25 protein-coding genes and 2 pseudogenes are annotated in these 24,106 nt (G+C 35.5%); 12 read left to right on the forward strand and 15 right to left on the reverse strand.

What is annotated here, in order from left to right; all coding sequences use genetic code 11:
* Positions 1-11: 11 nt before the first annotated feature.
* From FTU19_RS12655 to FTU19_RS12690, 8 genes are all read right to left on the reverse strand, one after another.
* Positions 12-1,037, reverse strand: a complete 1,026-nt coding sequence (locus FTU19_RS12655; protein ID WP_168408998.1) for a type IV secretion system protein — start codon at positions 1,035-1,037, stop codon at positions 12-14.
* A gap of 23 nt (positions 1,038-1,060) precedes the next feature.
* Positions 1,061-1,360, reverse strand: a complete 300-nt coding sequence (locus tag FTU19_RS12660; protein ID WP_015060281.1) for a hypothetical protein — start codon at positions 1,358-1,360, stop codon at positions 1,061-1,063.
* A gap of 2 nt (positions 1,361-1,362) precedes the next feature.
* A complete protein-coding gene (locus FTU19_RS12665) occupies positions 1,363-3,825 on the reverse strand; it encodes a VirB4 family type IV secretion/conjugal transfer ATPase (RefSeq protein ID WP_005248723.1) in 2,463 nt (820 codons plus the stop codon).
* A gap of 7 nt (positions 3,826-3,832) precedes the next feature.
* A complete protein-coding gene (locus FTU19_RS12670; protein ID WP_180131470.1) occupies positions 3,833-4,159 on the reverse strand; it encodes a type IV secretion system protein VirB3 in 327 nt (108 codons plus the stop codon).
* Entirely contained in the window at positions 4,159-4,464 is a 306-nt protein-coding gene (locus FTU19_RS12675; RefSeq protein ID WP_004644768.1) for a TrbC/VirB2 family protein, read from the reverse strand. The genes FTU19_RS12670 and FTU19_RS12675 overlap by 1 nt, the downstream gene beginning before the upstream one ends.
* A gap of 134 nt (positions 4,465-4,598) precedes the next feature.
* Complete coding sequence (locus FTU19_RS12680; RefSeq protein ID WP_180131472.1) at positions 4,599-5,276, reverse strand: lytic transglycosylase domain-containing protein; 678 nt, start codon at positions 5,274-5,276, stop codon at positions 4,599-4,601.
* A complete protein-coding gene (gene topA, locus FTU19_RS12685; protein WP_026444414.1) occupies positions 5,276-7,528 on the reverse strand; it encodes a type I DNA topoisomerase in 2,253 nt (750 codons plus the stop codon). The genes FTU19_RS12680 and topA overlap by 1 nt, the downstream gene beginning before the upstream one ends.
* A 283-nt stretch (positions 7,529-7,811) precedes the next feature.
* Positions 7,812-8,090: a hypothetical protein gene (locus tag FTU19_RS12690; protein ID WP_005248732.1), complete on the reverse strand. Its 279-nt coding sequence runs from the start codon at positions 8,088-8,090 to the stop codon at positions 7,812-7,814.
* Between the two features lie 540 nt (positions 8,091-8,630).
* On the opposite strand from FTU19_RS12690, the gene FTU19_RS12695 reads away from it, so the two are divergent.
* Positions 8,631-8,879, forward strand: a complete 249-nt coding sequence (locus tag FTU19_RS12695; protein WP_034129461.1) for a hypothetical protein — start codon at positions 8,631-8,633, stop codon at positions 8,877-8,879.
* A gap of 28 nt (positions 8,880-8,907) precedes the next feature.
* Here FTU19_RS12695 and FTU19_RS12700 read toward each other — a convergent pair whose 3' ends face one another.
* On the reverse strand, positions 8,908-9,228 hold the full coding sequence (locus tag FTU19_RS12700; protein ID WP_005248735.1) for a hypothetical protein: 321 nt from the start codon (positions 9,226-9,228) through the stop codon (positions 8,908-8,910).
* Between the two features lie 11 nt (positions 9,229-9,239).
* Entirely contained in the window at positions 9,240-9,512 is a 273-nt protein-coding gene (locus FTU19_RS12705; RefSeq protein ID WP_026444499.1) for a hypothetical protein, read from the reverse strand.
* Between the two features lie 1,187 nt (positions 9,513-10,699).
* On the opposite strand from FTU19_RS12705, the gene FTU19_RS12710 reads away from it, so the two are divergent.
* The 9 genes from FTU19_RS12710 to FTU19_RS12750 all read left to right on the forward strand — a co-directional run bounded on the left by FTU19_RS12710 (position 10,700) and on the right by FTU19_RS12750 (position 19,057).
* Positions 10,700-11,920, forward strand: coding sequence for a replication initiation protein (locus FTU19_RS12710; RefSeq protein WP_111034396.1), 1,221 nt, complete (start codon positions 10,700-10,702; stop codon positions 11,918-11,920).
* Positions 11,921-12,629: 709 nt separating this feature from the next.
* A complete protein-coding gene (locus FTU19_RS12715) occupies positions 12,630-13,094 on the forward strand; it encodes a hypothetical protein (RefSeq protein ID WP_015060285.1) in 465 nt (154 codons plus the stop codon).
* A 343-nt stretch (positions 13,095-13,437) separates the two neighbouring features.
* Positions 13,438-13,956: a J domain-containing protein gene (locus FTU19_RS12720; RefSeq protein WP_015060286.1), complete on the forward strand. Its 519-nt coding sequence runs from the start codon at positions 13,438-13,440 to the stop codon at positions 13,954-13,956.
* A 141-nt stretch (positions 13,957-14,097) separates the two neighbouring features.
* Positions 14,098-14,361: a hypothetical protein gene (locus tag FTU19_RS12725; protein WP_034594172.1), complete on the forward strand. Its 264-nt coding sequence runs from the start codon at positions 14,098-14,100 to the stop codon at positions 14,359-14,361.
* A 309-nt stretch (positions 14,362-14,670) separates the two neighbouring features.
* On the forward strand, positions 14,671-15,102 hold the full coding sequence (locus FTU19_RS12730) for a DUF6573 family protein (RefSeq protein ID WP_227539197.1): 432 nt from the start codon (positions 14,671-14,673) through the stop codon (positions 15,100-15,102).
* 152 nt (positions 15,103-15,254) lie between these two features.
* On the forward strand, positions 15,255-16,031 hold the full coding sequence (locus FTU19_RS12735; RefSeq protein WP_180131474.1) for a ParA family protein: 777 nt from the start codon (positions 15,255-15,257) through the stop codon (positions 16,029-16,031).
* 3 nt (positions 16,032-16,034) lie between these two features.
* Entirely contained in the window at positions 16,035-17,075 is a 1,041-nt protein-coding gene (locus FTU19_RS12740) for a ParB/RepB/Spo0J family partition protein (RefSeq protein WP_111818449.1), read from the forward strand.
* A gap of 240 nt (positions 17,076-17,315) precedes the next feature.
* A complete protein-coding gene (locus FTU19_RS12745; RefSeq protein WP_015060290.1) occupies positions 17,316-17,984 on the forward strand; it encodes a plasmid mobilization relaxosome protein MobC in 669 nt (222 codons plus the stop codon).
* Positions 17,984-19,057 carry a relaxase/mobilization nuclease domain-containing protein gene (locus FTU19_RS12750; RefSeq protein ID WP_104516576.1) on the forward strand — a complete coding sequence of 358 codons (1,074 nt, stop codon included), beginning with the start codon at positions 17,984-17,986 and terminating at the stop codon, positions 19,055-19,057. The genes FTU19_RS12745 and FTU19_RS12750 overlap by 1 nt, the downstream gene beginning before the upstream one ends.
* Before the next feature lie 45 nt (positions 19,058-19,102).
* Here the strand turns inward: FTU19_RS12750 and FTU19_RS12755 are convergent, their stop codons facing one another.
* From FTU19_RS12755 to FTU19_RS12765, 3 genes and pseudogenes are all read right to left on the reverse strand, one after another.
* On the reverse strand, positions 19,103-20,038 hold the full coding sequence (locus tag FTU19_RS12755) for a hypothetical protein (protein WP_168369470.1): 936 nt from the start codon (positions 20,036-20,038) through the stop codon (positions 19,103-19,105).
* A gap of 71 nt (positions 20,039-20,109) precedes the next feature.
* On the reverse strand, positions 20,110-20,448 hold the full coding sequence (locus FTU19_RS12760; RefSeq protein WP_154320148.1) for a DUF192 domain-containing protein: 339 nt from the start codon (positions 20,446-20,448) through the stop codon (positions 20,110-20,112).
* Positions 20,449-20,564: 116 nt separating this feature from the next.
* Positions 20,565-21,458 (reverse strand): annotated as a pseudogene (locus FTU19_RS12765) (DUF4113 domain-containing protein); the annotation flags it as partial.
* A gap of 90 nt (positions 21,459-21,548) precedes the next feature.
* Between FTU19_RS12765 and FTU19_RS12770 the strand changes: the two are divergent.
* On the forward strand, positions 21,549-21,665 hold the full coding sequence (locus FTU19_RS12770) for a tetracycline resistance determinant leader peptide (protein WP_001791010.1): 117 nt from the start codon (positions 21,549-21,551) through the stop codon (positions 21,663-21,665).
* Between the two features lie 15 nt (positions 21,666-21,680).
* Complete coding sequence (gene tet(M) / locus FTU19_RS12775; protein ID WP_000691727.1) at positions 21,681-23,600, forward strand: tetracycline resistance ribosomal protection protein Tet(M); 1,920 nt, start codon at positions 21,681-21,683, stop codon at positions 23,598-23,600.
* Between the two features lie 98 nt (positions 23,601-23,698).
* Here the strand turns inward: tet(M) and FTU19_RS12780 are convergent, their stop codons facing one another.
* Both FTU19_RS12780 and FTU19_RS12785 read right to left on the reverse strand, forming a co-directional pair.
* Positions 23,699-23,956 carry a recombinase family protein gene (locus FTU19_RS12780; protein ID WP_373684971.1) on the reverse strand — a complete coding sequence of 86 codons (258 nt, stop codon included), beginning with the start codon at positions 23,954-23,956 and terminating at the stop codon, positions 23,699-23,701.
* A gap of 75 nt (positions 23,957-24,031) precedes the next feature.
* Positions 24,032-24,106 (reverse strand): annotated as a pseudogene (locus FTU19_RS12785) (IS6 family transposase); the annotation flags it as partial.

The raw sequence follows: 24,106 nt of genomic DNA on the forward strand, positions 1-24,106 counted from the left end.
TAGAAAAATTCCTATTTGTTTCTTTTGAGGTTAGAGAGAGTGTGTCGTTGATATAACGGCTTAGATCCTCCTGTATTCGAGCTATTGGAATTATTAGAGCTGCTAGAATTCCCTTGAACACTTCCCCCAGTGGTAGGAGTAGCTGAAGCACTATCAGATTTTGAATTATTACCGCCACGACCTTTAGTAATTGCTTGAGCTACAGCACGACCGACACCTTGAACACCCGCCCCACCTGTTATGGCTGAAGCCATCGTTGGAATGTTCCACATGATCACTACAATAGTTCCCGCAACAATACAGAGGGAAACTACAGAAGTAAGAATGTCACCCGCATCAAAGTTATTAGCGATTTGCGTACACATGCCTGAAACGAAAGCAAAGAGCATACTGATAATTGCGGTGATAAAGCCTATGGTGAAAACATAGCTCAATGTTTGAGAAAGCCAACTTTCAAAATATTTTTGTGTAGCAGGAAACATTGCACACAGAATGAATATGGGACCAACGCCTAAACAAAGTTGCAGACTGATTTTTGCCAGTAAATATAGGCCAGTACCAATGAAGAACAATAGGAATTGAGCGACAGAAACAACAGCAGCAGATAAATACAAGCCAATATCAGGGAAAATGCCAGAAGCTGATTCAGCTTCCTCACCTAATTTTTGGATTAATTCACCCCACGGAACGCTCACTTGATCCAGTAAAGCACCTAACGAAGTTTCACCACCTGGACTAACAATCTGAATTAAACCGATAGCCAATCCGTTAATAGCTTCAACAACAAAGGATTGATAGACTCCAGCACTTAAAGCAATTCCACCAACAAAAGCGATCTTAAAAAACTTCCATAAAGCGGTATAAATAGAATCTTCTTGTGCACCAGTCGCAATATTGTAGCCAATGATCAGGATATAAATTGTTGCAGCAGTCAAAGCTATAGGAACAATTGCAGAAGCGATATTACTACTAACACCTGTCACGTAACTTGCTAATAGAGAATCAATTTTTGTTTCTAATGTAGTAATAATTGCCATTGCAATCCCCTATAAATCCTTAATTATTTTGAATCTGGGTTATATCCATCAAGGATATTTCCAGATCCTTTTTTGGTTTCTGCTTTTACTGGTTTTTGAGGTGCAGAAGGATCATATTCATCAAGAATATTGCCCTTTTGGGATGCTCTAGCCTTGCGCTGCTTCAGTTCTTCTTGCTGTTCAGCAGTTAAGTCTTGAGGTTTTAATTGTTGTGCAGCCTTCACTTCTTCTTTTAACTGCTTAACCTGTTCCTTATCATCAGAACATGCAGTTGTTAAAGTAGAAATAACCAACAAACTTGATAGTGCTAAAAACTTAGTCATGACTAAGCAACTCCTTTTTCTGAAATTAATTTTTTACGTTCTGCGATCCGTTGTAAGAAAAGTTCGCCCCAATCGTTAGGATCTTCACCAACTTCATTCATGAGATTTTCGAGAAGTTCTACATTATCCTTAGAGCCTGAAATAATCTGTAAAACGTCACGCATTTCGCCTAGATCCATTTTGCAGAGTGCGGAACGGCTACCCTGCTTAACTAAGAACATGCGTGAGTTTTCTTCTAGCTCTTTAATAATTTCAAATTCTTGCGGAGTGACCTTAAAGCCGTTTACATAGTCATCGTAATCAGCACGAGGATTAGGTAAAAAGATTTGAGTAACGCTTTGTTCAACCATTGTTTTACCAATGTCAGAATCTAAAACGTCACTTGGGGATTGCGTCATAAAGACACCTAGACCATTCAATTTACGAATAGTTTTCTGCTTATCTTTGGCAAAATCTTTGAAATATTCATCTGTTAATGGCTTCCAAAACTCGTCCATCCAGTAAATAAACGGACTACCATCAATCAATGAATCTGTGATGTGTAATAGATAAGCCATGATTGGTGTACGGACTTCAGGATCATCTAAAAATTCCGTGTAGTCATAACCAAAGATTGGCATTTTGGCTTTAGAAAAGTCTTGAGTATCGTATGGATTATCAAAGACCCAAGATAAATTTCCGTCATGATCAGCAGTGTTACACCACTTAGCTAAACGATCCTGAAGCGAATCGCCCCCGCCATTTACTTTCAGATTCATATATAAAGCTGAAAGTCTGCGGAGTTCTAACGGCATATCATCACGCATAATGGTACGAACAGCCTGACTGATTTCCAGATCTTCGGCAGCATTACGAACGCCACCTACCAGAATTTTTACAAGCTTTTCTACAAACTGAATATTTGTTTCAGTCGGTGGTAGCTGCAACGGATTAAAGCCAGTTGGTACACCACGCTCTAAGGCATAGTATTGACCCCCAATCCGTCTAATCCCAATTTCTGCGCCCCTATCTTTATCAAAGAAAACACCCTTCAGATTTTTATACTTACAAGCAAACATCATCATGGCCATGACTAGGGTTGTTTTCCCCACACCAGTTGTTCCAATGACACACGTATTACCTGGCATCTTGTCATCTGTAGAATCTTGCTTATCAGGGCTGACATGATGATTAAAGTAAAATGGTTGGCCACTTGGAGTTTTAAATAAAGCTAGTGCTTCACCCCAAGGATTGCCGTCACGCTTACCTCTTGCGAAGTTATGAAAAGGGCTTAAAGCAGAAAAATTTAGGCTTGTGAGATATGCTTCTCTTGGACGCATATTAAAGTTACCCGCTAATTGCGAGAACCATGCACATTCAGGAACAGTATCAATTACAGCCATTTTGAACCCTGCTTCATCTGATAAAGCAGTTCTGGCACTCGAAACATTCAGAGCAACTTGATTTGGTGAATCACCAAAAATCGCAAGCGTATAGTGATATTCGCCTAACTGGAAATTCCCGCTATTAGCTTCACTCATAGCCAGATCAATATCACGAATCTCTTGATCTGAAACGTCCTCTACAGAATTTAGCTGTCCTTTAATTGTTTTTAATTTATCTACAGCATCACGCTTGCCATAAACCGTGAAACTTTGAGTTTCAATGTATTCATAGTTTCCATACAGGATGGAATTGCACATTCCTGATTCTGATAAACGTGGAAATTCTTGAATATCCAGAAAGCCTACATATTTTTGAGCTTCAGGATGTTTGATCTGTAAATAGCCGTTTTTGTCACCAAAGAACAAGCGACTACTTGGAATATATTGATCAAGATTAGCTTGTCTTAAAGGGATTTCTTCCCAAACTCCATTAGTTAAGAAACCAAGCAGATTACACATTTCGGAGTAGACAAAACCTTTCTTGGTATAGGTCGCCAGACGTTCTGGATTGTAGTGATATAGACTTGCTTCAACCTGTTTGGCTACATCATCCAAAATATCGAGATCCCGCTTAATCTGCTTTTTCAGGGCTACTGGATCACGACTAGCTTTACTCTTAAAGATCTTTGTTAATCTGGAAATTTCAGGACGATAAAGAATTGTTAAATACAATTCAGTAGCCATCTGTTTATTCTTTTCACCCTGAAACTGCTGATAATATCTTTCATTAAAATCAGCAATAAAATCATTTTCATAAACGCCATTTAGACGTTCATTAACTCCCCTACGAATCTTATGCGTCCAAACAGCAAAGTGACCGCCACCTAAAGCACGATAAAAATTATTTAATCCTTCTTTACGGATTCTAATAATATCGGCTTCAACTGTTTCAAACGAAATGCCTTCTAATTTCCATGTAGCAATGTATTCACCATTTTTAAGCTTAATAACATTGTTGGAAACATGATTACCAAACGGCAGATAGTCTGAAATTGCGACCTCAGCATTTGCGCTATCTTTAACTTGCTGTTTTGAACGCATGATATTGTTATTTCCTTTTCTTTAATTTAAGTGGCGAATATGAGATTGCTCCCCATTTTTGATGGTTCTGGATCTGTTTCCCTCTTATGCGCCACCGCATCAATACTTGCTTTAATCGTTGGTCATCTACTTTTGTTATTGCCCGCATCCAGAAGTAAATAGGCACATAAATAGCTGCTATAAATAAAGTCACATAGGCACTAAGTAGATAAAAAGACCAACCCGCTAAAAGAATTGCTACCCCCGTCACCAACAAAAAAGGCAACATTGGAACGCCAAAAAGCATGGCAGGACGAGTGCAACCCCTGAAAATTGGATCAGAAAAATTCGACATTAGTTAATCAGCCAAGCAGCGATACCCGCAGCACCACCTACCAAAATCCCCCCGATAACGATGTTAGAAATGTCTGACCACTTCGCTTGTTGCCAAGCCAATTTAAAGCCAGCCCACATGATAGTGATGGTAAATACAGTTACAGCCACACCCGCTAAGACTGACTGAACATTAGCCATAACCGTATTAACTTTTGAGATTTGAGCAAAAGCAGGGCTTGAGATTAACGTCATGAACAACATCAATACGCTTGCTTTGATACCAGTCGTTTTAGTCGTTGTTATTTGCGTTTGATTTGCTTTCATTATTTTCTCCAAGTGAAGCAATTAAGACCTAGCGCATTAAGTACCAAGAACAATATTTTTGGAAAATCAAATATTGTTCATTGGTGCTGTATATTTAATATATTACACTAAGTTTTAAACTTTTTGAAAATATTTTAAAAGATCATTGAAGATTTAAAACTTTTTTCTTTTTCTTTAATATTTGTGCCGTTAGTTAAGAAAAATGAAGGCCGTTTCTCCACTACTGGAAGGCTTTGAAGTTCTGTATTTTCGTTATATCCATTGGAGTTAGGCATATCTGCATTAGTAGCAAAATATGCAAGCTGTTCTGAGCTATTCATAGGAGGTGAGGGAGGATTGAATTTTACAGGCATGGTATTGAGTGAACCATTAGCAAAATAATTCAAATTTCTTGATACTTTCGCTACATACCCATTTCTAAATCCTGATGAATGGTTGCCAGTGTTATAGCAAGACATAGCTTTATAAATATCTTTGCCTTTTGCCCTATTTCGGCAGTCATTAAAGATAAATTGCATTGCGCTTAGATTAGTGCAGGGATCAAAAACTTGCTCGACACTAAGATTTAATCTTTTGAAATTAGCACTATTAATTTGAGCAAAACCAACATCAATATTTCGTCCCTGGCTAATTAATCTTTTGGCCACAGATACAGCTTCTTCATAGCTAGTCGGCTGTTTTTTAAGACCTGCGGCACGATTAACCCCTATCGCAAAAGGATTAAATGAGGATTCAGATTTAACAATTGCAGACGCAATATTTACATCAACTTGTGGCGCACATTGTTGTGCCAAAACTACGAAATCAATCATTACTTTTTCACCTCAAATTTTGGCTTACCTTTTTGATCTGGATAAGTAGCGGAGCACCCATTTTTATAGTTGGTACACCCCCAAAAATAGCCATTTGCCCCATTGATCCGTCTTAAATCACTGGCACATTGAGGACATGAATAGACTTCAAGAAGTGGCTTTTTATTAACTTCAGGCAAAAAGACTTTGCAATCTGTTTCCCGATTAGGACAGAACCAGATCGGATCTTTACCTTCTTTTTTGGATCTGAATAATGGCGTTGAGCATTTAGGGCAAGGATATTTGATTTTCTCTACTGGCTGACCTTTCTTGTCATCCATCGAGTGCTTACATTCCTGATCATTGCAGATCCAAAAAAATTCTTTAGTTTGCGAATTTTGGAATTTATTTAAGCGACCTGTTTTACATTTAGGGCATGAATGAATAACTTTTTCGACTGGTTTACCCTTGTCGTCATCCATCGAGTGCTTACAGTCCTCATTGCTACAAATCCAAAAAAATTGATTGGTTTTAGTATTCTTAAATTTTTTTAATTGGCTTTTACACTTTGGACAAGGTATTGCGTTTATAGCTGTCAGCTTTGAAGCTGTACTTAGCTCTTGAGCAAGTTGAGTGTATAAGGCAGAAACAACCGAATTATATGAAGTTTCACCAGATGCAATTTTATCTAGCTGCAACTCCATCTCTTTTGAATAGTGCAGATCCAGAAAGCTAAATTTAGCTTTTAACAGACTACCAATTAAATCATTCCCTAATTTAGTTGGTTTTAAGACTTTCTTTTCTACCTCCAGAAAGCCCTTATTCAGAATATTGGCCATGATTGATGAATAAGTAGAAGGGCGACCAATCCCGCAGCTTTCCAATTTTTTAATTAGTGAAGCTTCTGTATAGCGTTTTGGTGGCTTAGTTTGTTTTGCAATAACTTCACCGCTTTCAACATCAACTACAGAACCAACTTCTAAGACCGGCACCACGCCTGAAGGCTCGTTTTCATCTTCATTCAGGCAGTCTTTACCAAAAACCATCCACCCTTTTTTTATTAGCTCACGGCTTTTAGCATGGAACTTATATTTTCCATCTTCAGACAGTAATTCCAAAGTAACGGCTTTATATTCAGCTTTGGCCAATTGACTAGAAATAGTACGTTCCCAAATCAATTGATATAAAGCTTTTTGTTCTGGTGACTTTCCTAGATCTTTATCAGTTATGTGAACAGGTCGGATTGCTTCATGGGCGTTTTGCGCCCCATCTTTTTCCTTAAACTTATTAGGCTTTTCAGGTAAAGAAAATTGATTTTCATTAGCATAAGCAAAGATTTCTTCTACACTTTCATCAGCTATGTTTAGGCCGTCAGTCCGAATGTAAGTAATTGCCCCTTGTTCAAATAATGCCTGTGCTGCTTTGGTTGTTTGTTGAGGGCTAAAGCCTAACGCTACACTAGCAGCTTGTAAAAGTAGGGCTGTAGAGAAAGGAGAAGGAGCATTTGAATACTCTGTTTTTTCAGTGCAGTTTAAAACTTTAACTTTCTTAGTTTTTGCAACTTCTTCAGCTAAGGAACGATCTAAAACATAAGGCTGATCCTCAGTTACAAATTCTGTTGTAACCCATTGCGAGATCCATTTTTTAGGCTCTTTATCAAAACTCAAATTAACGCCAAAGTGGTTAGTAACTTTGAATTTCTGGATTTCGATTTCTCTAAGGACAACGATTAAAACAGCAGGAGATTGTACCCGCCCCGCAGATGAAGGCTGACCCATAAGATTAGATGCAATAGGGGAAACTAGATAGCCCACCAGACGATCTAAAGCCCTACGTGCTTCTTGAGCATATACAAGCTGATAATCTAAACCACGCCCATTATTAATGGCTTCTTTAATAGCTTTTTCTGAAATTTCATTAAATTCTATTCGTTCAAATTGACCATCTTCCAGACCTAAACATTCTTTTAAATGCCATGAAATAGCTTCACCTTCCCTGTCTGGATCGGTAGCTAAATAAATCTTGTCTGCTTTATTCAAAAAGGCTTTTATTTTTTCAATACGTTTTTCGCCACCGTCAAAAGTTCTGTCATTAACTTTGGCATCAGGAATAAATGAATATTCCATTGCAAAATCATTGGCTATATCAATACCTAAGCCTTTTCTTGGTAGATCCCGAACATGGCCAACACTGGCCACAACTTTAAAATCAGATCCTAAAAAACTTCCAATTTTTGAACATTTGTTAGGAGATTCAACGATTACAAGATTCATGGGTTATTTCCAAATTGTGAAATTTAGGAAACTCGAAAGCCCACAAAGAAAAGATGAATATAAGAAAGCAACTACTTGAAATTTAGTGAAATCTACAAGGATTTCTAAAAGCAGTGCATCTTGTGGCATGAAGCACACAAGATAAACACATGAAATAACTAGAAAAAATTTTAAAAAATTTCCATATTTATTTAAACTTATAGCCATTTTCTTAAATCCCGTCTTAGAGCTTTAAAGAATATAATCCAAAATATACCATATTGGAAATGGCTTTTGTATTTTTTTACTTGATTCTTATTATTTTTACTTCTTCTGTATAAATTTTTTCTTTCAAGAAATCATTAAGCCTAGTCAGATCCTTAAAGATCCTAGCTTTATCTTTTTCTCGTCTTGTTGTTAAAGTCCAAACCTTTTGGCCTGACCATGCCAGTTTTGCTGTGATAAAAAATCCACCCTCAAATTCATTAATAATTAACTCTTTAATAAATCCTTGTTTATTAGATTCCTCTAGCACCACCTCTGAAATAGAAAAATCAGGATCAATATTTATAAAATCAGTCATCCATAAAACCTTTTAAAGCACCCATAACAAAGGTGCATTATCATCAATTTAGGTAATCTTGGTAAAGTTTTTTAAATAATTTAAAGAAATTTTAAATATTTTAGCTAAATTCTGCTTTAGTCATGACTAAAAACCTCGATGCTTGGATAAAAGCTGCAAGCTGCAGCGTTTATCCAGGCATCTATATTACCTATCTAATCCAGATCCATAGCACATATATCAGAGCAAAGTGTCTACTTTGCGAACTGACGCAATCAGTTAAATTTTCCCTTCCCTGATTACCGTTGATTTTCAAGTGAGCTTTAAAAAGCTGTGCTTTTTAAATGGCGACCGCAGAAAATAAACTGCTCCCATTTGATCTAGTAGCGGGATTTATATAGTACATAGTACATAATATGAGGTTATTAAAAGGGTTATAACCCCACGTTAAAACATACTATTGCAATGCTACTTCTCATAAATGGCGACCCGATATAAGTAGTAAATTATTTAAAAAGGACTTAATATCCACCTGTGGACATTTATTAAATGGGATAAGTTATGACTGAAGAACTAGGAACAGAAACAGAAGGAAAGGTATTAGATCGCAGAAAAAGATATAGAAAAAAGCCTACTACCAAAACTCCACTTTCAGTTTATTTCAATATGGATGTTCCTGAAGATGTTGAAGCACTGGAAGCCTTAGAATATTTAAAAGATATTTATGGCGGGGAAAAACACGGAAAAAGTGTAGCAGTCAAAGAAGTTTTAAGAATTTTCTATAAACAATTACAAGAAAAAAAAGCCTGATTAAATCAGGCTTTTTTCTTGCAAAAACTTAGGACTTTTTAACTGTAGTGACTAACTTGTCATCTACATACAGATAAACTCTTTTATTATGTGTATAAGATGAAATTTTAGGTTGTCCTTCTCCACCTCCAACAGATCCGTCTTGATTACTGCTGACGAATGAACAGTGAGGAAAGCCTTTACCTTTAGCCAGATCTTTTTTTACGTCACTAATTGTAGACTGACATTCAGAAACATTAAGACCGCCAGCAAAGCACATAAAAGCACGACAGCCATAATTTTCATCTTTAGCTGCAACTAAGGCAGATGCACTAGCTAAAGTTAAACCTAAAATAAATTTTTTATACACAAGTAGTCACTCTATTTAGATGAGTTTTCCAGTACGAATAACTTGCCTTCAAAGTTTAGAGATATTGTTTTGGCATTGCTGCACATTGAACAAATCTCTTGAATCAAGAAGGGTAAATTCCGTGTGAATCGAATTTTTCCTGATGCAGTATGAATGATGTGATCAACATCATTTACTTTAACAGTCACAAAATATTGGAACTGCTCGTTCATACCAATTTCAACACCATAGTTATTGGCGTTGAAGTCATCGACTGTTTTCAAGTCATTCATCGTTAAAGCCATTTCTGCAAGATCCCTAGTTTTTTAAAAGTGAAGTGCGGATTCTTACAAAATATAATGAATTTAAAAATGTAACTGAAGTGTAACTGTGTGTAAAAGACACAAAAACATCAATTATTTTTAAACGCTTTTAATATATATCAAAAAGTTTAAAACTTTAATGAATAATTTAAAACTTTTGTAAAAAGTTTGTATATATCAAAGCTCATATTTTTTTAGATCCCTTCCCTTTTTGTCATGTAAATATCACTTTAATAATCTTCTAAACATTTCTAAAAACTTTTTAAAAAAAACTAGAATCGGGTTTAAAAAGAGTTTAAATAAAGTTTAGGAGTGTTTAGAACAGTTTAAGAGCCTTAATTTCTTTTTGTAAAACATAAGTTTACAAGCCTATAACTATACGTTTTGTCGCTATAACTATACGTTTTGTCGCTATAACTATACGTTTTGTCGCTATAACTATACGTTTTGTCGCTACAACTATACGTTTTGTCACATACCTATACGTTTTGTCGCAAATAATCCACAGACTTATCAACAGTATACAAAAAATGGCTAAATTATTCTTAAAAATCAGTAATTAATTAGGTGTTTAGCTCTAACTTATTATATTTTTGCGTATTTTTTAGCCTTAATCCATGCTGCAATCTCAAAACTATACGTTTTGTCGCAACTTCCCCGCATAACTATACGTTTTGTCGCAAACCTGCGATTATGCGTACTGGATACGATTATATATATTTTTCAGGAATTAACTAGATTCTTAACAATCTTATAAGTTATTGTTTTATATAAATAATTATATTTAAGAACGATTTTTATTTTTTGGTGCTCAAAAAGATATTTGTATAGGCTTAAAATCATAACTATACGTTTTGTCGCAGCGTAAGTTATTGATATTTATATAATAGTTATAAATATTCAAAATTGAATATTTTTTAACTGGTTTTTGTGTTAAAAATAGCCATACGTTTTGTCGCAGCGTAACTAATTGAAATAAAAGAAAATACTTAAACAGGAAAAACATTTATTTTATTTATACTACTACAGGGTTATAAAGTAATTTTACTGATTTTTAATAAATATATATTTTAAAAACAATATCTTATAAACTTAATTAATAACTATACTTGATAAATATACTTGTATAGTTATAATGATTTCAAAAGGAATAACGGATTTACAAAAAAATGCAGAAAATTATTGGCTCACAAGGCTTAGAGGACTATACACAATCTAATACAAGGGCAAAATTGACCGATTTAGTTGTGACCCGCAATGATTTTCCTACTGCCAGATATAGCATTGATCTCAATCTTGAGAAGCTTATGTACTGTGCAATGATCATCGTGAGAAAGAATGAGCTTAAAAATAAGACCTCAATTACTCATGACGACTTCATTTATGTGAGCAGCGAAAACTTTGGAGAATTGACCTCCCCAATGGCTAGAAAGGAAGTGCTTACTGCAACAGATAAACGTGAAATTCAGCGAAATGCTGAAACTGCTTTAAAACGTATTTATACAAAATTTGATAACCCAACTATGTTGGTTAAAGATGGGGAATCTGACGAACCTGCTAAAGTTCCGATGATGACTTATTGCCATTATGACAAAGCAACTAAATGTATTAAGGTTAGATTCGCAAAAGAATTTTTTGAGTATTTCTATGATCTAGTTAAGAAAGTAGATGAAAAAACTAAGTCATTTAGTAGCCATGAACTGAAGCATATTATCTTATTTAATTCGAGCTATTCCCTTCGTTTGTATCGGATCTTAATGAGCTATATGTGGCGTACATCAGAGGTCACTATTGATCTGGAAGAATTAAGATGGATGCTTGAATGTGAGGATAAATATAAAGAGTTGGCCAATTTTAAAAACCGTGTTTTGAATGTGGCTCAGGATGAAATTAACGAACTTAGCAATATTAATGTCAGTTTTGAGAACGTAAAAAACGGAAAGGAAGTAGTTGCTATTAAGTTTATTTTTAGCATGAAAACTGAATATAAAGAGCAAGGACACATCAAATTTATAGATAAAATGAAAAAGGGCTATCTGGCTGCTGCAATTCCATTTAGTGATGATGGATCACACTTTAAAGCACCTGATCGTATTAAGCATTTCAAACCACCAGTAAAGGTATCTCCAAAACAAATCAGCACCTTAGTAAATTGCAAAGAATTTTTAAATGATTACGGATATTTCTTAGGTAATCTAGACGAGGATACTTCTAAGGTAATCATGAGAACTCTATTAACTGAAAAGTTAGATAAGCTTAATGCTCATAAGCCGATAGATATGGATTATTACTTCTGGTTACAGGCAAAACGAGGGATTATCACCAATAGCAATAATGATAAGAAGAACGATCAGGACACAGACAATCAGGACACGGACGATCAGGATTAATATCTAAAAAGCATACCCCCCATATTGTCTTAAACAGACTTCGCTAATTTAAGACAATATGGTGGTTCAATTTAAAACCTTCAAAAATTCTTATTAATCTATATAAAAAGTATCTTTTCTATTCGCATCCAAATATTAAAATTTAATAATTAGCTAATTGATACCTTAGTCATGACTAAAATTTTACGTTTAGCCTAAGTGGAATATTTTGCCATTTTTTTAGAATTTCAATTTACAACCATATAATAAAAACAATAACTTAATGTTTCCCAGGATTTGGCCAAACCTGTAATATTTTGCCAATAAATCTAGCTGATTAGTTTTTAAGTATTTAGTTTTTGCCTTACTTACCTCCTACATTTTTTAGTTTTCTATGCTATCTGGTCGCCACCCATGCGGGCTGGCTTTAGGTATCCCGTTTTAGATCAAATGGGAGCAGTTGCGGTGCTGCGGTCAGCTCGACAAAATCACAGATTTTGTCGGCTTCGCTTGCCCCTTGCAACGGTAATCAGGGAAGGGAAAATTTAACTGATTGCACCAGTTCGCAAAGTAGACACTTTGCTCTGATATAACCTCTAGGGATCTTAACTAAACATTATTTTATTTCTTAGTCATGACTAAGTTATTTCTTGAATGTCCACAGGTGGACTGATATAATGATTTTTATCAGGACGCATCGGGCGACCTGAAATAAAACAGGTATTTAGTTATGAATCAGGATTTAGTTTTAGTCTATACATTAAAGAAATCTGAAGTTGAATCAGTCCATTTTTTTGGTTACTTAGACAATCTTAATGATCAATATGTTTGCTGTCTTACTAAAAAGAATGTAGGTCAATTAATACTAGAATTACAAAACAGTTATGGAGAAAGCTTTGCTGCTGCTTCAGTTATGACTGAAAAAGATTTCTTTCAGAAAGAGAATAACTATTTAGAACCGATTGAAATTTCACTAACTGAATATGATGAAAAGTTTAATATCCTTCCCCCTGCCCGCACGTATGGAGGTTTTAACTTTGAAATGTTCATGCTGCCCGAACAGTTGGGAGGTGGGCTATTCTCACACTTTTTAGTGACCTTTGAGCCATACACTAAAAAACGCCTTAAAGCGTATAGAGTGACAGCTTATAGGAATGATCCATTCCATAAAATTTTTAATTCTTGTCCAATTTAAAAGAGATCCCCGAAAGGGGATTTTTTTATACATTCTTAGTCATGACTAAGGGAAAAAAGGTTGTTCATCTTGTGTGTTTTAAGCTCGTTTTAGGGTGTTTGTGTGTTTAATGTGGGGTAACTAGACGTAGGGTAAAAAAAGGCTATCAGCAGCCTAAGAAACGCAAATATAAGCATTAGAAAAGCAGACTAGACAAAATACTTAAATAGCTATTTTTTATGAATTTATATCATTTAAAAAAATTAGTCATGACTAAGTTTTTGCTTGAATGTCCACAGGTGGACTGATATAATGATTTTATCAGGACGCATCGGGCGACCTGAAATAAAACAGGTATTTAAACATGAAACATTTTTCATCAGTTACATCATTAGACGAGTTAAAACTTCAGTACAAAAAACTAGCTTTTAAAAATCATCCTGATCGTGGCGGTAAAACCGAAGTTATGCAGGAGATTAACAGCGAATATGAACAGCTTTTAAATCGCATTATTAATGAAGCTTCAAAAGATCAGTATCAAGATAGTTCCGAAAATGGGCGTGGTTTCTGGTCAAGCCGTTCAGAACACTCTGAAGTTGAGAAAAAAGTAAAACAGGCTATTGATGCAATTATCAATCTGGATGGTTTAGATATTGAAATTATTGGCGTTTGGGTTTGGGTTTCTGGTGATACTAAGCAGCACAAAGACAAATTAAAAGAAGCGGGTTTTGTATGGAATCGAGTGCAATGTAAATGGGTTTTCATTGGTAAAAAATCAAATGGTCGAGGTCGAATGACTTTAGATCAAATGCGAGAGTTACACGGCAGCCAGAAAGTTAAAAAAACCAGAATGGCAGAAGAAAGACAACTTTTAACCGCTTAATGAATAAGTCCCCGAAAGGGGGCTTTTTTTATCAATTCTCTTAGTCATGACTAAGTTTTTGCTTGAATGTCCACAGGTGGACTGATATAATGATTTTTATCAGGACGCATCGGGCGACCTGAAATAAAACAGGAATTAATTATGCGAGCTTCAATAGTTGCAATCTTTACAAACTATCCTACAGGTAAACTGGTTCATTTTTGCGGTCATGAGGTTTTAACTGGATCTAACAATAATATTTGGTTTCCAATCTTTGATGAAAAAACACTATTTCAAGAAATTGAAAAAATCATGATTAGTTGCCGAGTAGCCCACAATGTTACTCATATTGAAAGAATCAGAAGGGGAGATAATGAAAACGGTTATTTTGAAGATTACAGAATTACTTATAACTTAGCCGTTTAAGCTAGACCTCCCACAATGGGAGGTTTTTTTTGGTGGCGATTTTTTTGGTTTTTAGCTTGCCTAAAAAACATAAAAAATTGTCTATCTGTTCTGCTTTATATACGCTCATTTTGGCCTGTTCAGGTCGGTGCTAGGATAACCTAGCTTCATATATAAAAAAGGCAGTCAGCAGCCTAAGAATCGCAAATAAGAGCATCTGAAAAGCGGTTTAGCCAGGTATTAAAACGGATATTTTTCTACTCAATTTTCCCTATAAAAAATTAGTCATGACTAAGCTTTTGCTTGAATGTCCACAGGTGGACTGATATAATGACTTTATCAGGACGCATCGGGCGACCTGAAATAAAACAGGTAAAAATCATGGAACAATACATTTCAGTTTACACACGTCAGCAAGCCATTGAAGATGGTTTTTTAGTTGCAATCAATTCTCTTAGTCCTAAATTAGATGGACTGGCAAAAGAACATTATAAGCATCCTATCTGTTTCACTTCTGCGCTTTGGGCGGTAGTTGATAAAGCGGTAAAAAATGAAAAATGGCTTAATGACTTAGAGGGCGTTATTCATGACATTTTATGGATGAGCCGAGCATATAAGACACACCTAAGCCCTAGTGCGGTACGTTTTACTGTGATTATCACAGGCGCAGGTCGCAAGAGAAATCATATTTTAGAATTGCACGTTCATGGTGGAGATCAAGGAGAGCCAGTCATAACAATCGGTTATCCTGAAGATTTTTAATTTACGTCCTCCCTTTATGGGAGGATTTTTTTATGATAAAAAACTTAGTCATGACTAAGAAAATGCTTGCAATGTCCACAGGTGGACGTTAGAATATACAGCATAAGGACGCAATAGGGCGACCCTTAATAAGCCATTAAACTAGGTGAAATATGAAAAAAGTTGTTGCTTCAAATCAAAAGGGCGGTGTGGGTAAATCTGCAATCATTTGCCAGTATGCACACTATTTAAATTCTTTGGGCTTGCGTGTATTAGTCATTGATCTAGACCACCAGAAGAACACTACAAAAGCATTGATTACTGGCGGGGCTGTGACTGTAGCTAATGTATCTGCATTCGACATGCTGACCAAAGAAGATCAAACTATTTCAAATCCTGAAGCCTTTACTTTGGTACAAGCAACACCAGAATTAACAGCTATTGAAAAAAATGGCACTTTGCATAACAACTTTGCCACCAATTACCAGAAGTTTTTAAAATCAGTTGATTCTTTATTTGATGTTTGCCTGATTGATACCAATCCAAATCCCGACATTCGCCAAGTAGCTTCATTAATTGTTAGTGACTATGTTTTAAGTCCAATTCAATTGAATCAGGAAGCTATTGACGGCATCGGCGGATTACTCAAGCAGATCCAAGCGATTAATCAAAAGCTAAACCCAAATTTAAAATTAATCGGCATCCTTCCGAATATTGTTGAACCAACTCCATTTCAGAAAGACAACCTAAAAGCTATTGTTCAGCATTTTTCAAAGTACCTGATCAAAAACTCAGACGGTAGCTATGCCTTCGTTAAAAAAACGACTGCAATCGCTGAAGCGCAAGCGCAAGGCATACCTACAAATAAATTGGGTAAAACTAGCGGTTTTACCGCATGGGCTGAATTAAAAACAGTTTTTGAAAGCATTAACAAGTTTGTGGAGATTTAAGGAATGTTAGATTTATCAGCTTTGGAAGGTATTGATCTAGGTAATTCTGCACCAGTAGCAGACGGAACACCTAAACAGATTCCACTTACAGATATTCTTGAAGATCCAGATCAGCCGCGTGTTGAGTTTCCAGAAGATCAGATGCAAAAAATGGTCGAATCAATCAAGGCTCGTGGAGTTAAAACACCAATTAGTGTTAAACCCCACCCAACAGAACAAGGCAAGTGGATCATCAATTATGGAGCTAGACGTTTTAGAGCTTCAGTGATGGCTGGCAAGGAAACTATCCCTGCTTTTGTTGATAATGATCATGATGATTATGATCAAGTCATGGAGAATAAAGAACGCCTTAACCATTCACCTATTGAGCTTGCACTTTTCATCCAAAAGAAAATTAAGCAAGGTGAGAAGAAAAACGTAATCGCTAAAAAGTTAAATGAAGATCCTGTTTTCATTTCTACTCACTTAGCTTTAGTAGATATGCCAGAATGCTTATCTAAGGCTTATGATGCAGGTTTTAAATCTCCAAAGACTTTGTATGACTTACGCAAACTTTGGGAATCCTTCCCTGAAGAAGTAAACGCTTGGGTGGATGAATCTTTAGAGAATGGTCAGGACATTATCAGATCTAGAGTTCAGGCTTTATCTAAAAAGTTAAAAGAACCTAAGCAAGCTGAAGTGACTGAAGTAGATCAAGAACCACAGGCGCAAGAAAGCCAAGAGCAAACCGCCATTATTGATGATAATGAATCTTTCAATTTTGAGGGGGATGATCAAGCTGAAGCGACTGAAGAACCAGAAGAACCAGAAGTTAAAAAACTGATGGATCAATCGAATCAGAAAGAGCAGCCAGAAGCTAAAGAAGAAGATCCAGACAAAATCAAAAAACCGCTTTTAGTTGTTATTCATGACGGCCGACAAGCGAACCTGATGCTAAATAAAAAGCCTACTTCTTTGGGTTTTGCATGGATCAAATACGAAGATGGAACAGAGGTATCTGTAGATTGCAGCAGCCTTGAAATCGAGTATTTACAAGAAGCCTAAACCTATCAATGGAAAAAGACCTTGCTTATGCAAGGTTTTTTTTGGGCGGGTTATCCCGACCACCTAGCTTGATTACCCTTAGTCATGACTAAGGAGAAAAGAGGGAAAAAAGAAGGTATATAATCTAGGGCAGGATAGGCAGCAGCCGTTAAAAACCTTAATTTGTGTCACAAATAAAGGTTATACTATTCTTTCAGAATAGCTATCGAAAATATTAGTTTCGATAAAGGTACTGGAATCATGACGAAATCAAACTTGGATCAAGTTTTAAAATTTAGGGTTAGCAATGCCGTTTATGACTGGTGGCAAGCTAAGTGTGAGAAGCAAGGAATCAAGAAAGGTGAGCCTTTCCAGAAGGCTTTAGAAAACGCCTATAAAAAAGAAAATGATCCTAATTATTCAGGACAAGATTTTTCATTGAATCTGGAAAAGGACTTAACCGAAAAAATCTATCAGTTAGCTAAGTTTGAAGAAGTAGATCCAGACGACTTGATCAAAAAAATGATCAAGGAAAAGTTATCTGAAATAGAAAAAACGCAAGACGTTATAGATGTATTTGAAAAAACATCACGCAAAGAATTAAGGCTTAAACCAAGTTTGATGAAAGCCATTAATGAGAAAGCAGCACAGATCGGCATGAAACCGAATCAATATATCATTTCGGTTTTAACAGCTAATGTCACAAAAGATTCAATATTCTTTAGCCAGGAAGAAGCTCTTAAACTTGGCGAATCAAATAGTCAGCTTTTGGCGATTGGTAGAAACCTAAACCAAATGGCTAAGAATATGAATCAGGGTATTTATGAATCTTACGATAGAGAATTTGTCGAGCGAGTACATCAGCTAGTAAAAGCTCAAGTTAGGCATGTTTTCACTCTATTAGAGCGCAATAAAAAGAGGTGGGAATAATGGCTAACGGAAGCAGTAAGACTACCAGAGAAGTGCAAAGCACTTTGCTTGCTCATGGTGAGCAGCTACTTAACGGATCTAAAGTTAAGCGTGTTAATCAGACCCAAAGTTTAGATACTTTTTTAAATGATCTGTCTAAGCCTAAAAATGGATCTGGCCATTCAGCTAAATCAGCCCCTAAATCATCTCCAAATAGCGTTAAGGCAACTTTAAATAGAATCAGTAAAAAGACCCCTGAAGTAATGGTCAAGGTTACTGGTGGAGGTAATTCTATGGGGAAGGTGAAAGCCCACATGGGATATATCACACGGAATGGGCAATTAGAGGGAATTGATCAGGACGGAAATAAAGTTAATGGTAAGGATGATATAGAAGATACTGCTGAAGATTGGCAAATGTCAGGTACACCTATTTCTGATGAAGAATCTAAATATAAGCAGGCTTTTAATATTGTGTTATCTATGCCGAAAGGTACGGATGAAAAAGGCGTTTATGATGCTGCAAAAGAATTTGCAGAGGAACATTTTAAAGACCATAAATATATGATGGTGCAGCATACCTTTACCAATGACCCTTCAAAAGATCCAAGTGAAAACCCGCATGTGCATGTTGTTGTTAAAGCTGTTTCTGAAAAAGGTGATCGGTTAAATATCAGGAAGGCTGATCTTCAGGAATGGCGAGAAAGTTTTGCTGAAAAATTAAGATCCAGAGGGATTGAAGCGAATGCGACAAAACGTATAGCTAGGCTTCAAAAAAATAGAAGTGATAAGCAGTCAGTTAAACAAATGAAAGAGCAGGGCAAATCGTTTAAGCGATATGGTAAAAATAAGGCAAGTCCAGAACGTGTCCAGAAAGCTAAACAGCAAGAAAAAGAAGCATTGACGCATTACAAGGAAATTACTAAAGCTCTATCACAGTCACCAGATCCGCAAGATAGAAAACTAGCAGTTGATCTAGTGGACTATTTACGGAAACAGGTAGAAGTGAAAAAACCAACGCCACAGCCACAGATTCAACCTAATAAGCTAGATCTTCAACACGGAAAGAACAAGGGGAAAGAGCAAGACCGTTAATAATATAAGGGAAGGATAAGGCGCAATACTGTGCTTTAGTGCCCTTTAAAAATCCTTAATTTTCTGAGCGGGCATACCTAATTTAAACATCCTATTAAGCTCAAAAATTGCATATTTTAAATCTTTTTCAGGTATATGCTTAACATCAAAATATTCAATTTGGCCAAATCTCGCTTTATATAATGCAATTCGTTCTATTCTGTGTCGTTGCATCTGCACTGTTGACGACATAATTCGATCCATTAAATAGAATAAGTAATACGATGTGATCTGCATACTGTCTTTAATCATAAATCCATGATTTTTTGTACTTTTATAGTCATATAGTGTTTCATCAATACAAATATCTGCATCTATCCCCCCTAGTGCAACACGGATATTTGCAGAATATCTGGGATTGTATGTGATCAGACTATCAGGCTTAATAAGACCATTCTTAATGAATACATTATAAAAATTTTTGACTAGGGAAGATATATCTTCGTAAACCACGTTCTCCGTTGGTTTTAGTATGTCTTTCTTTGTTGCTACTGGTAGAAATCCAGATCGCCATAGATTTTCTAATTTAGCCAAAAGAATAATTCCACCAATAAATTCTTCATTTAGTTCTAAATCGTTTGATTTATTAGCTAGTAGAAAATCTATGTGATTTTGAATTTTTTTATACAATACCAAAATGCTTTTATTTTTAGTTTCCTCTAGAAAGCTGATAATTTTAGGTTGCTCAAATTCCTTAGCACTCAATTCAGTATTCGTGTAGTACGCACAAATTATTTTAGATAAGTAGTCAAATGCTGTACCAACCAAGCCTGAATCATAACTACTCGTTAATTTATGTTCACTCATAACTTCATAATTAGTAAAAGGAGGAATACCACTGTAAGTTTTGAAATCTTTTTTTTGGGGTGCGACACTTTTTATAATTTCTTTTACTTCCTTGCACTTAGGATCTGAAGATTTCAGTATCGACATTAAAGACATATTTTATACTCTTTATCCATATAGTTACTATTCAAACAATTTTAAAGATACTAAAGACTAGATTGAAAAATCTAAGTTTTTATTCTTTCTAATGCAAATTGAATCTTTTCTTTGGGGCAGTACTGCTTTTGGGAAAATTTTTCCATTACAGCCGATCCAATAATTTTTTTATCTGTATTAAAGAAAAATATCTCTAAGTCATAATGTACATTGACCATATTAAAACAGGTATAAATCGGCTTTTTCCACGTAAAGACTAAAGGCTTTAATGAAGGATTTTCTTTAAAACCTATTTCTTGATCATGCTCCCTATATAGGTACAGAGCCGTTAATTTTTTTCCATTAAAGCTAAACGTCTTTACTTCTTTATCTTGATCAAAGTAAGGGTTATAAACCTGTTTAAAGGCCATAACAGACACTACTATTAAAAGAGCTATAAACGCTGCATATTTTAATTTCAATTCCTGTTATTCCTTTTAGCCAGGTGGCAAGTCACATGCAAAAAAATTATCTTAGTCATGACTAATTATTTAACACTCATAAGTTGATCCCATTTAAAGTAATTAGGAGACAGCTTATTACGTGACATATTCCAATTTCTATCAGGTAGCATACTGGCACCTAATCCTATTTTTCTCTTACCAAATTTATTCTGTATATCATCGAGTGAATCCATAAGTTTATTACTTGATTCTATCTTGTTCATGTCCGTGAATAAGTCATAAATATGAGTGGCTTTAGGTTCAAGACAAGTGAGGATAACTCCACATTTTTTAAATCCAATATTCTTCTGGTATAGCTGATCAACCATTGAGGTAGCAATTTTAGAAAGTAATAAACTATTGTCTGATGGATCGGGTAAAGCGTAAGACAAAGATTTATTATAAAAAGGCTCAGAAGTATCAAATGGATTAGATTGAACAAAACTAATAATACAGCCACATAGTAAATTTTCACTTCTTAAACGGCTTACGGCATCCTGAACATAAAGCGTAATCGCTTCTTTAAGATCCTCACAGCTATAAACTTTCTGGCCAAAGGAACGGCTTGCTATTATTTGTTTTTTTGCTTTAGTACTTTGCTCAATTTCAATGCAAGAAATTCCCTGTAATTCTAATAGAGTTCTGTGCATGACTACAGAGAATTGATCTCTAATCATTAAGGGTGAAGCACAAACAAAATCTAGAACTGTATTAATGCTTAGGCTATTCAGCTTTTTAGTATGCTTTCTACCAATCCCCCATACTTCACTAACTTCTATAGATTGATATAAGCCCTCAATCGAACAATAGTCCATTGAAACAAGGTTACATACACCTTTTAAATAACTATTCTTTTTAGCGATATGATTAGCCATTTTTGCTTCTGTTTTAGTCCGTCCAATTCCAATACAGGCCGGCAAACCTAGCCAATTAAAGATGAATGGTAAAAAAAATTATATGTCATAATTAGATGTCCTTTTTTAGGAGGGCTTAGTTTTTTGTACCCAGTTTAAGAATACCTTTATCATGTGATTCTAAAGTATCCAGAGAATATCTGTATGCTTTGTATACCTATGGTTATGCATAAAAATCCCAGTGATAAAAGTATTTATCACTGGGATTTTTATGCCCTTTTGGGTTTTTGAATGGAGGAAAATCACATGAAAATTATTAATATTGGAGTTTTAGCTCATGTTGATGCAGGAAAAACTACCTTAACAGAAAGCTTATTATATAACAGTGGAGCGATTACAGAATTAGGAAGCGTGGACAAAGGTACAACGAGGACGGATAATACGCTTTTAGAACGTCAGAGAGGAATTACAATTCAGACAGGAATAACCTCTTTTCAGTGGGAAAATACGAAGGTGAACATCATAGACACGCCAGGACATATGGATTTCTTAGCAGAAGTATATCGTTCATTATCAGTTTTAGATGGGGCAATTCTACTGATTTCTGCAAAAGATGGCGTACAAGCACAAACTCGTATATTATTTCATGCACTTAGGAAAATGGGGATTCCCACAATCTTTTTTATCAATAAGATTGACCAAAATGGAATTGATTTATCAACGGTTTATCAGGATATTAAAGAGAAACTTTCTGCCGAAATTGTAATCAAACAGAAGGTAGAACTGTATCCTAATATGTGTGTGACGAACTTTACCGAATCTGAACAATGGGATACGGTAATAGAGGGAAACGATGACCTTTTAGAGAAATATATGTCCGGTAAATCATTAGAAGCATTGGAACTCGAACAAGAGGAAAGCATAAGATTTCATAATTGTTCCCTGTTCCCTGTTTATCACGGAAGTGCAAAAAACAATATAGGGATTGATAACCTTATAGAAGTGATTACGAATAAATTTTATTCATCAACACATCGAGGTCCGTCTGAACTTTGCGGAAATGTTTTCAAAATTGAATATACAAAAAAAAGACAACGTCTTGCATATATACGCCTTTATAGTGGAGTACTACATTTACGAGATTCGGTTAGAGTATCAGAAAAAGAAAAAATAAAAGTTACAGAAATGTATACTTCAATAAATGGTGAATTATGTAAGATTGATAGAGCTTATTCTGGAGAAATTGTTATTTTGCAAAATGAGTTTTTGAAGTTAAATAGTGTTCTTGGAGATACAAAACTATTGCCACAGAGAAAAAAGATTGAAAATCCGCACCCTCTACTACAAACAACTGTTGAACCGAGTAAACCTGAACAGAGAGAAATGTTGCTTGATGCCCTTTTGGAAATCTCAGATAGTGATCCGCTTCTACGATATTACGTGGATTCTACGACACATGAAATTATACTTTCTTTCTTAGGGAAAGTACAAATGGAAGTGATTAGTGCACTGTTGCAAGAAAAGTATCATGTGGAGATAGAACTAAAAGAGCCTACAGTCATTTATATGGAGAGACCGTTAAAAAATGCAGAATATACCATTCACATCGAAGTGCCGCCAAATCCTTTCTGGGCTTCCATTGGTTTATCTGTATCACCGCTTCCGTTGGGAAGTGGAATGCAGTATGAGAGCTCGGTTTCTCTTGGATACTTAAATCAATCATTTCAAAATGCAGTTATGGAAGGGATACGCTATGGTTGCGAACAAGGATTATATGGTTGGAATGTGACGGATTGTAAAATCTGTTTTAAGTATGGCTTATACTATAGCCCTGTTAGTACCCCAGCAGATTTTCGGATGCTTGCTCCTATTGTATTGGAACAAGTCTTAAAAAAAGCTGGAACAGAATTGTTAGAGCCATATCTTAGTTTTAAAATTTATGCGCCACAGGAATATCTTTCACGAGCATACAACGATGCTCCTAAATATTGTGCGAACATCGTAGACACTCAATTGAAAAATAATGAGGTCATTCTTAGTGGAGAAATCCCTGCTCGGTGTATTCAAGAATATCGTAGTGATTTAACTTTCTTTACAAATGGACGTAGTGTTTGTTTAACAGAGTTAAAAGGGTACCATGTTACTACCGGTGAACCTGTTTGCCAGCCCCGTCGTCCAAATAGTCGGATAGATAAAGTACGATATATGTTCAATAAAATAACTTAGTGTATTTTATGTTGTTATATAAATATGGTTTCTTGTTAAATAAGATGAAATATTTTTTAATAAAGATTTGAATTAAAGTGTAAAGGAGGAGATAGTTATTATAAACTACAAGTGGATTCTGTAGTAGCTGCTTTTAAGGCTCTTTGTACAGTTGCAACACCTACATCGAACTGTTTAGCCACACTTCTAAAAGTTGCCCCTTCGACCTTCATAGCTTTCTGTATTTCTACATAATCTATTTTTCGTTTTCTACCTTTATATAAGCCTTTAGCTTTGGCTTTATTAATTCCTTCTCTTTGGCGTTCACGGAGCATAGAGCGTTCAAACTCTGCGAATGCAGCGAGCATTTGGAACATGAGTTTATTCATTGCCGATTGAGGGCACTGTTGCAAAGTTAGCGATGAGGCAGCCTTTTGTCTTATTCAAAGGCCTTACATTTCAAAAACTCTGCTTACCAGGCGCATTTCGCCCAGGGGATCACCATAATAAAATGCTGAGGCCTGGCC

This window comes from Acinetobacter sp. YH12072 (assembly GCF_013419565.1).
Classification (GTDB): domain Bacteria; phylum Pseudomonadota; class Gammaproteobacteria; order Pseudomonadales; family Moraxellaceae; genus Acinetobacter.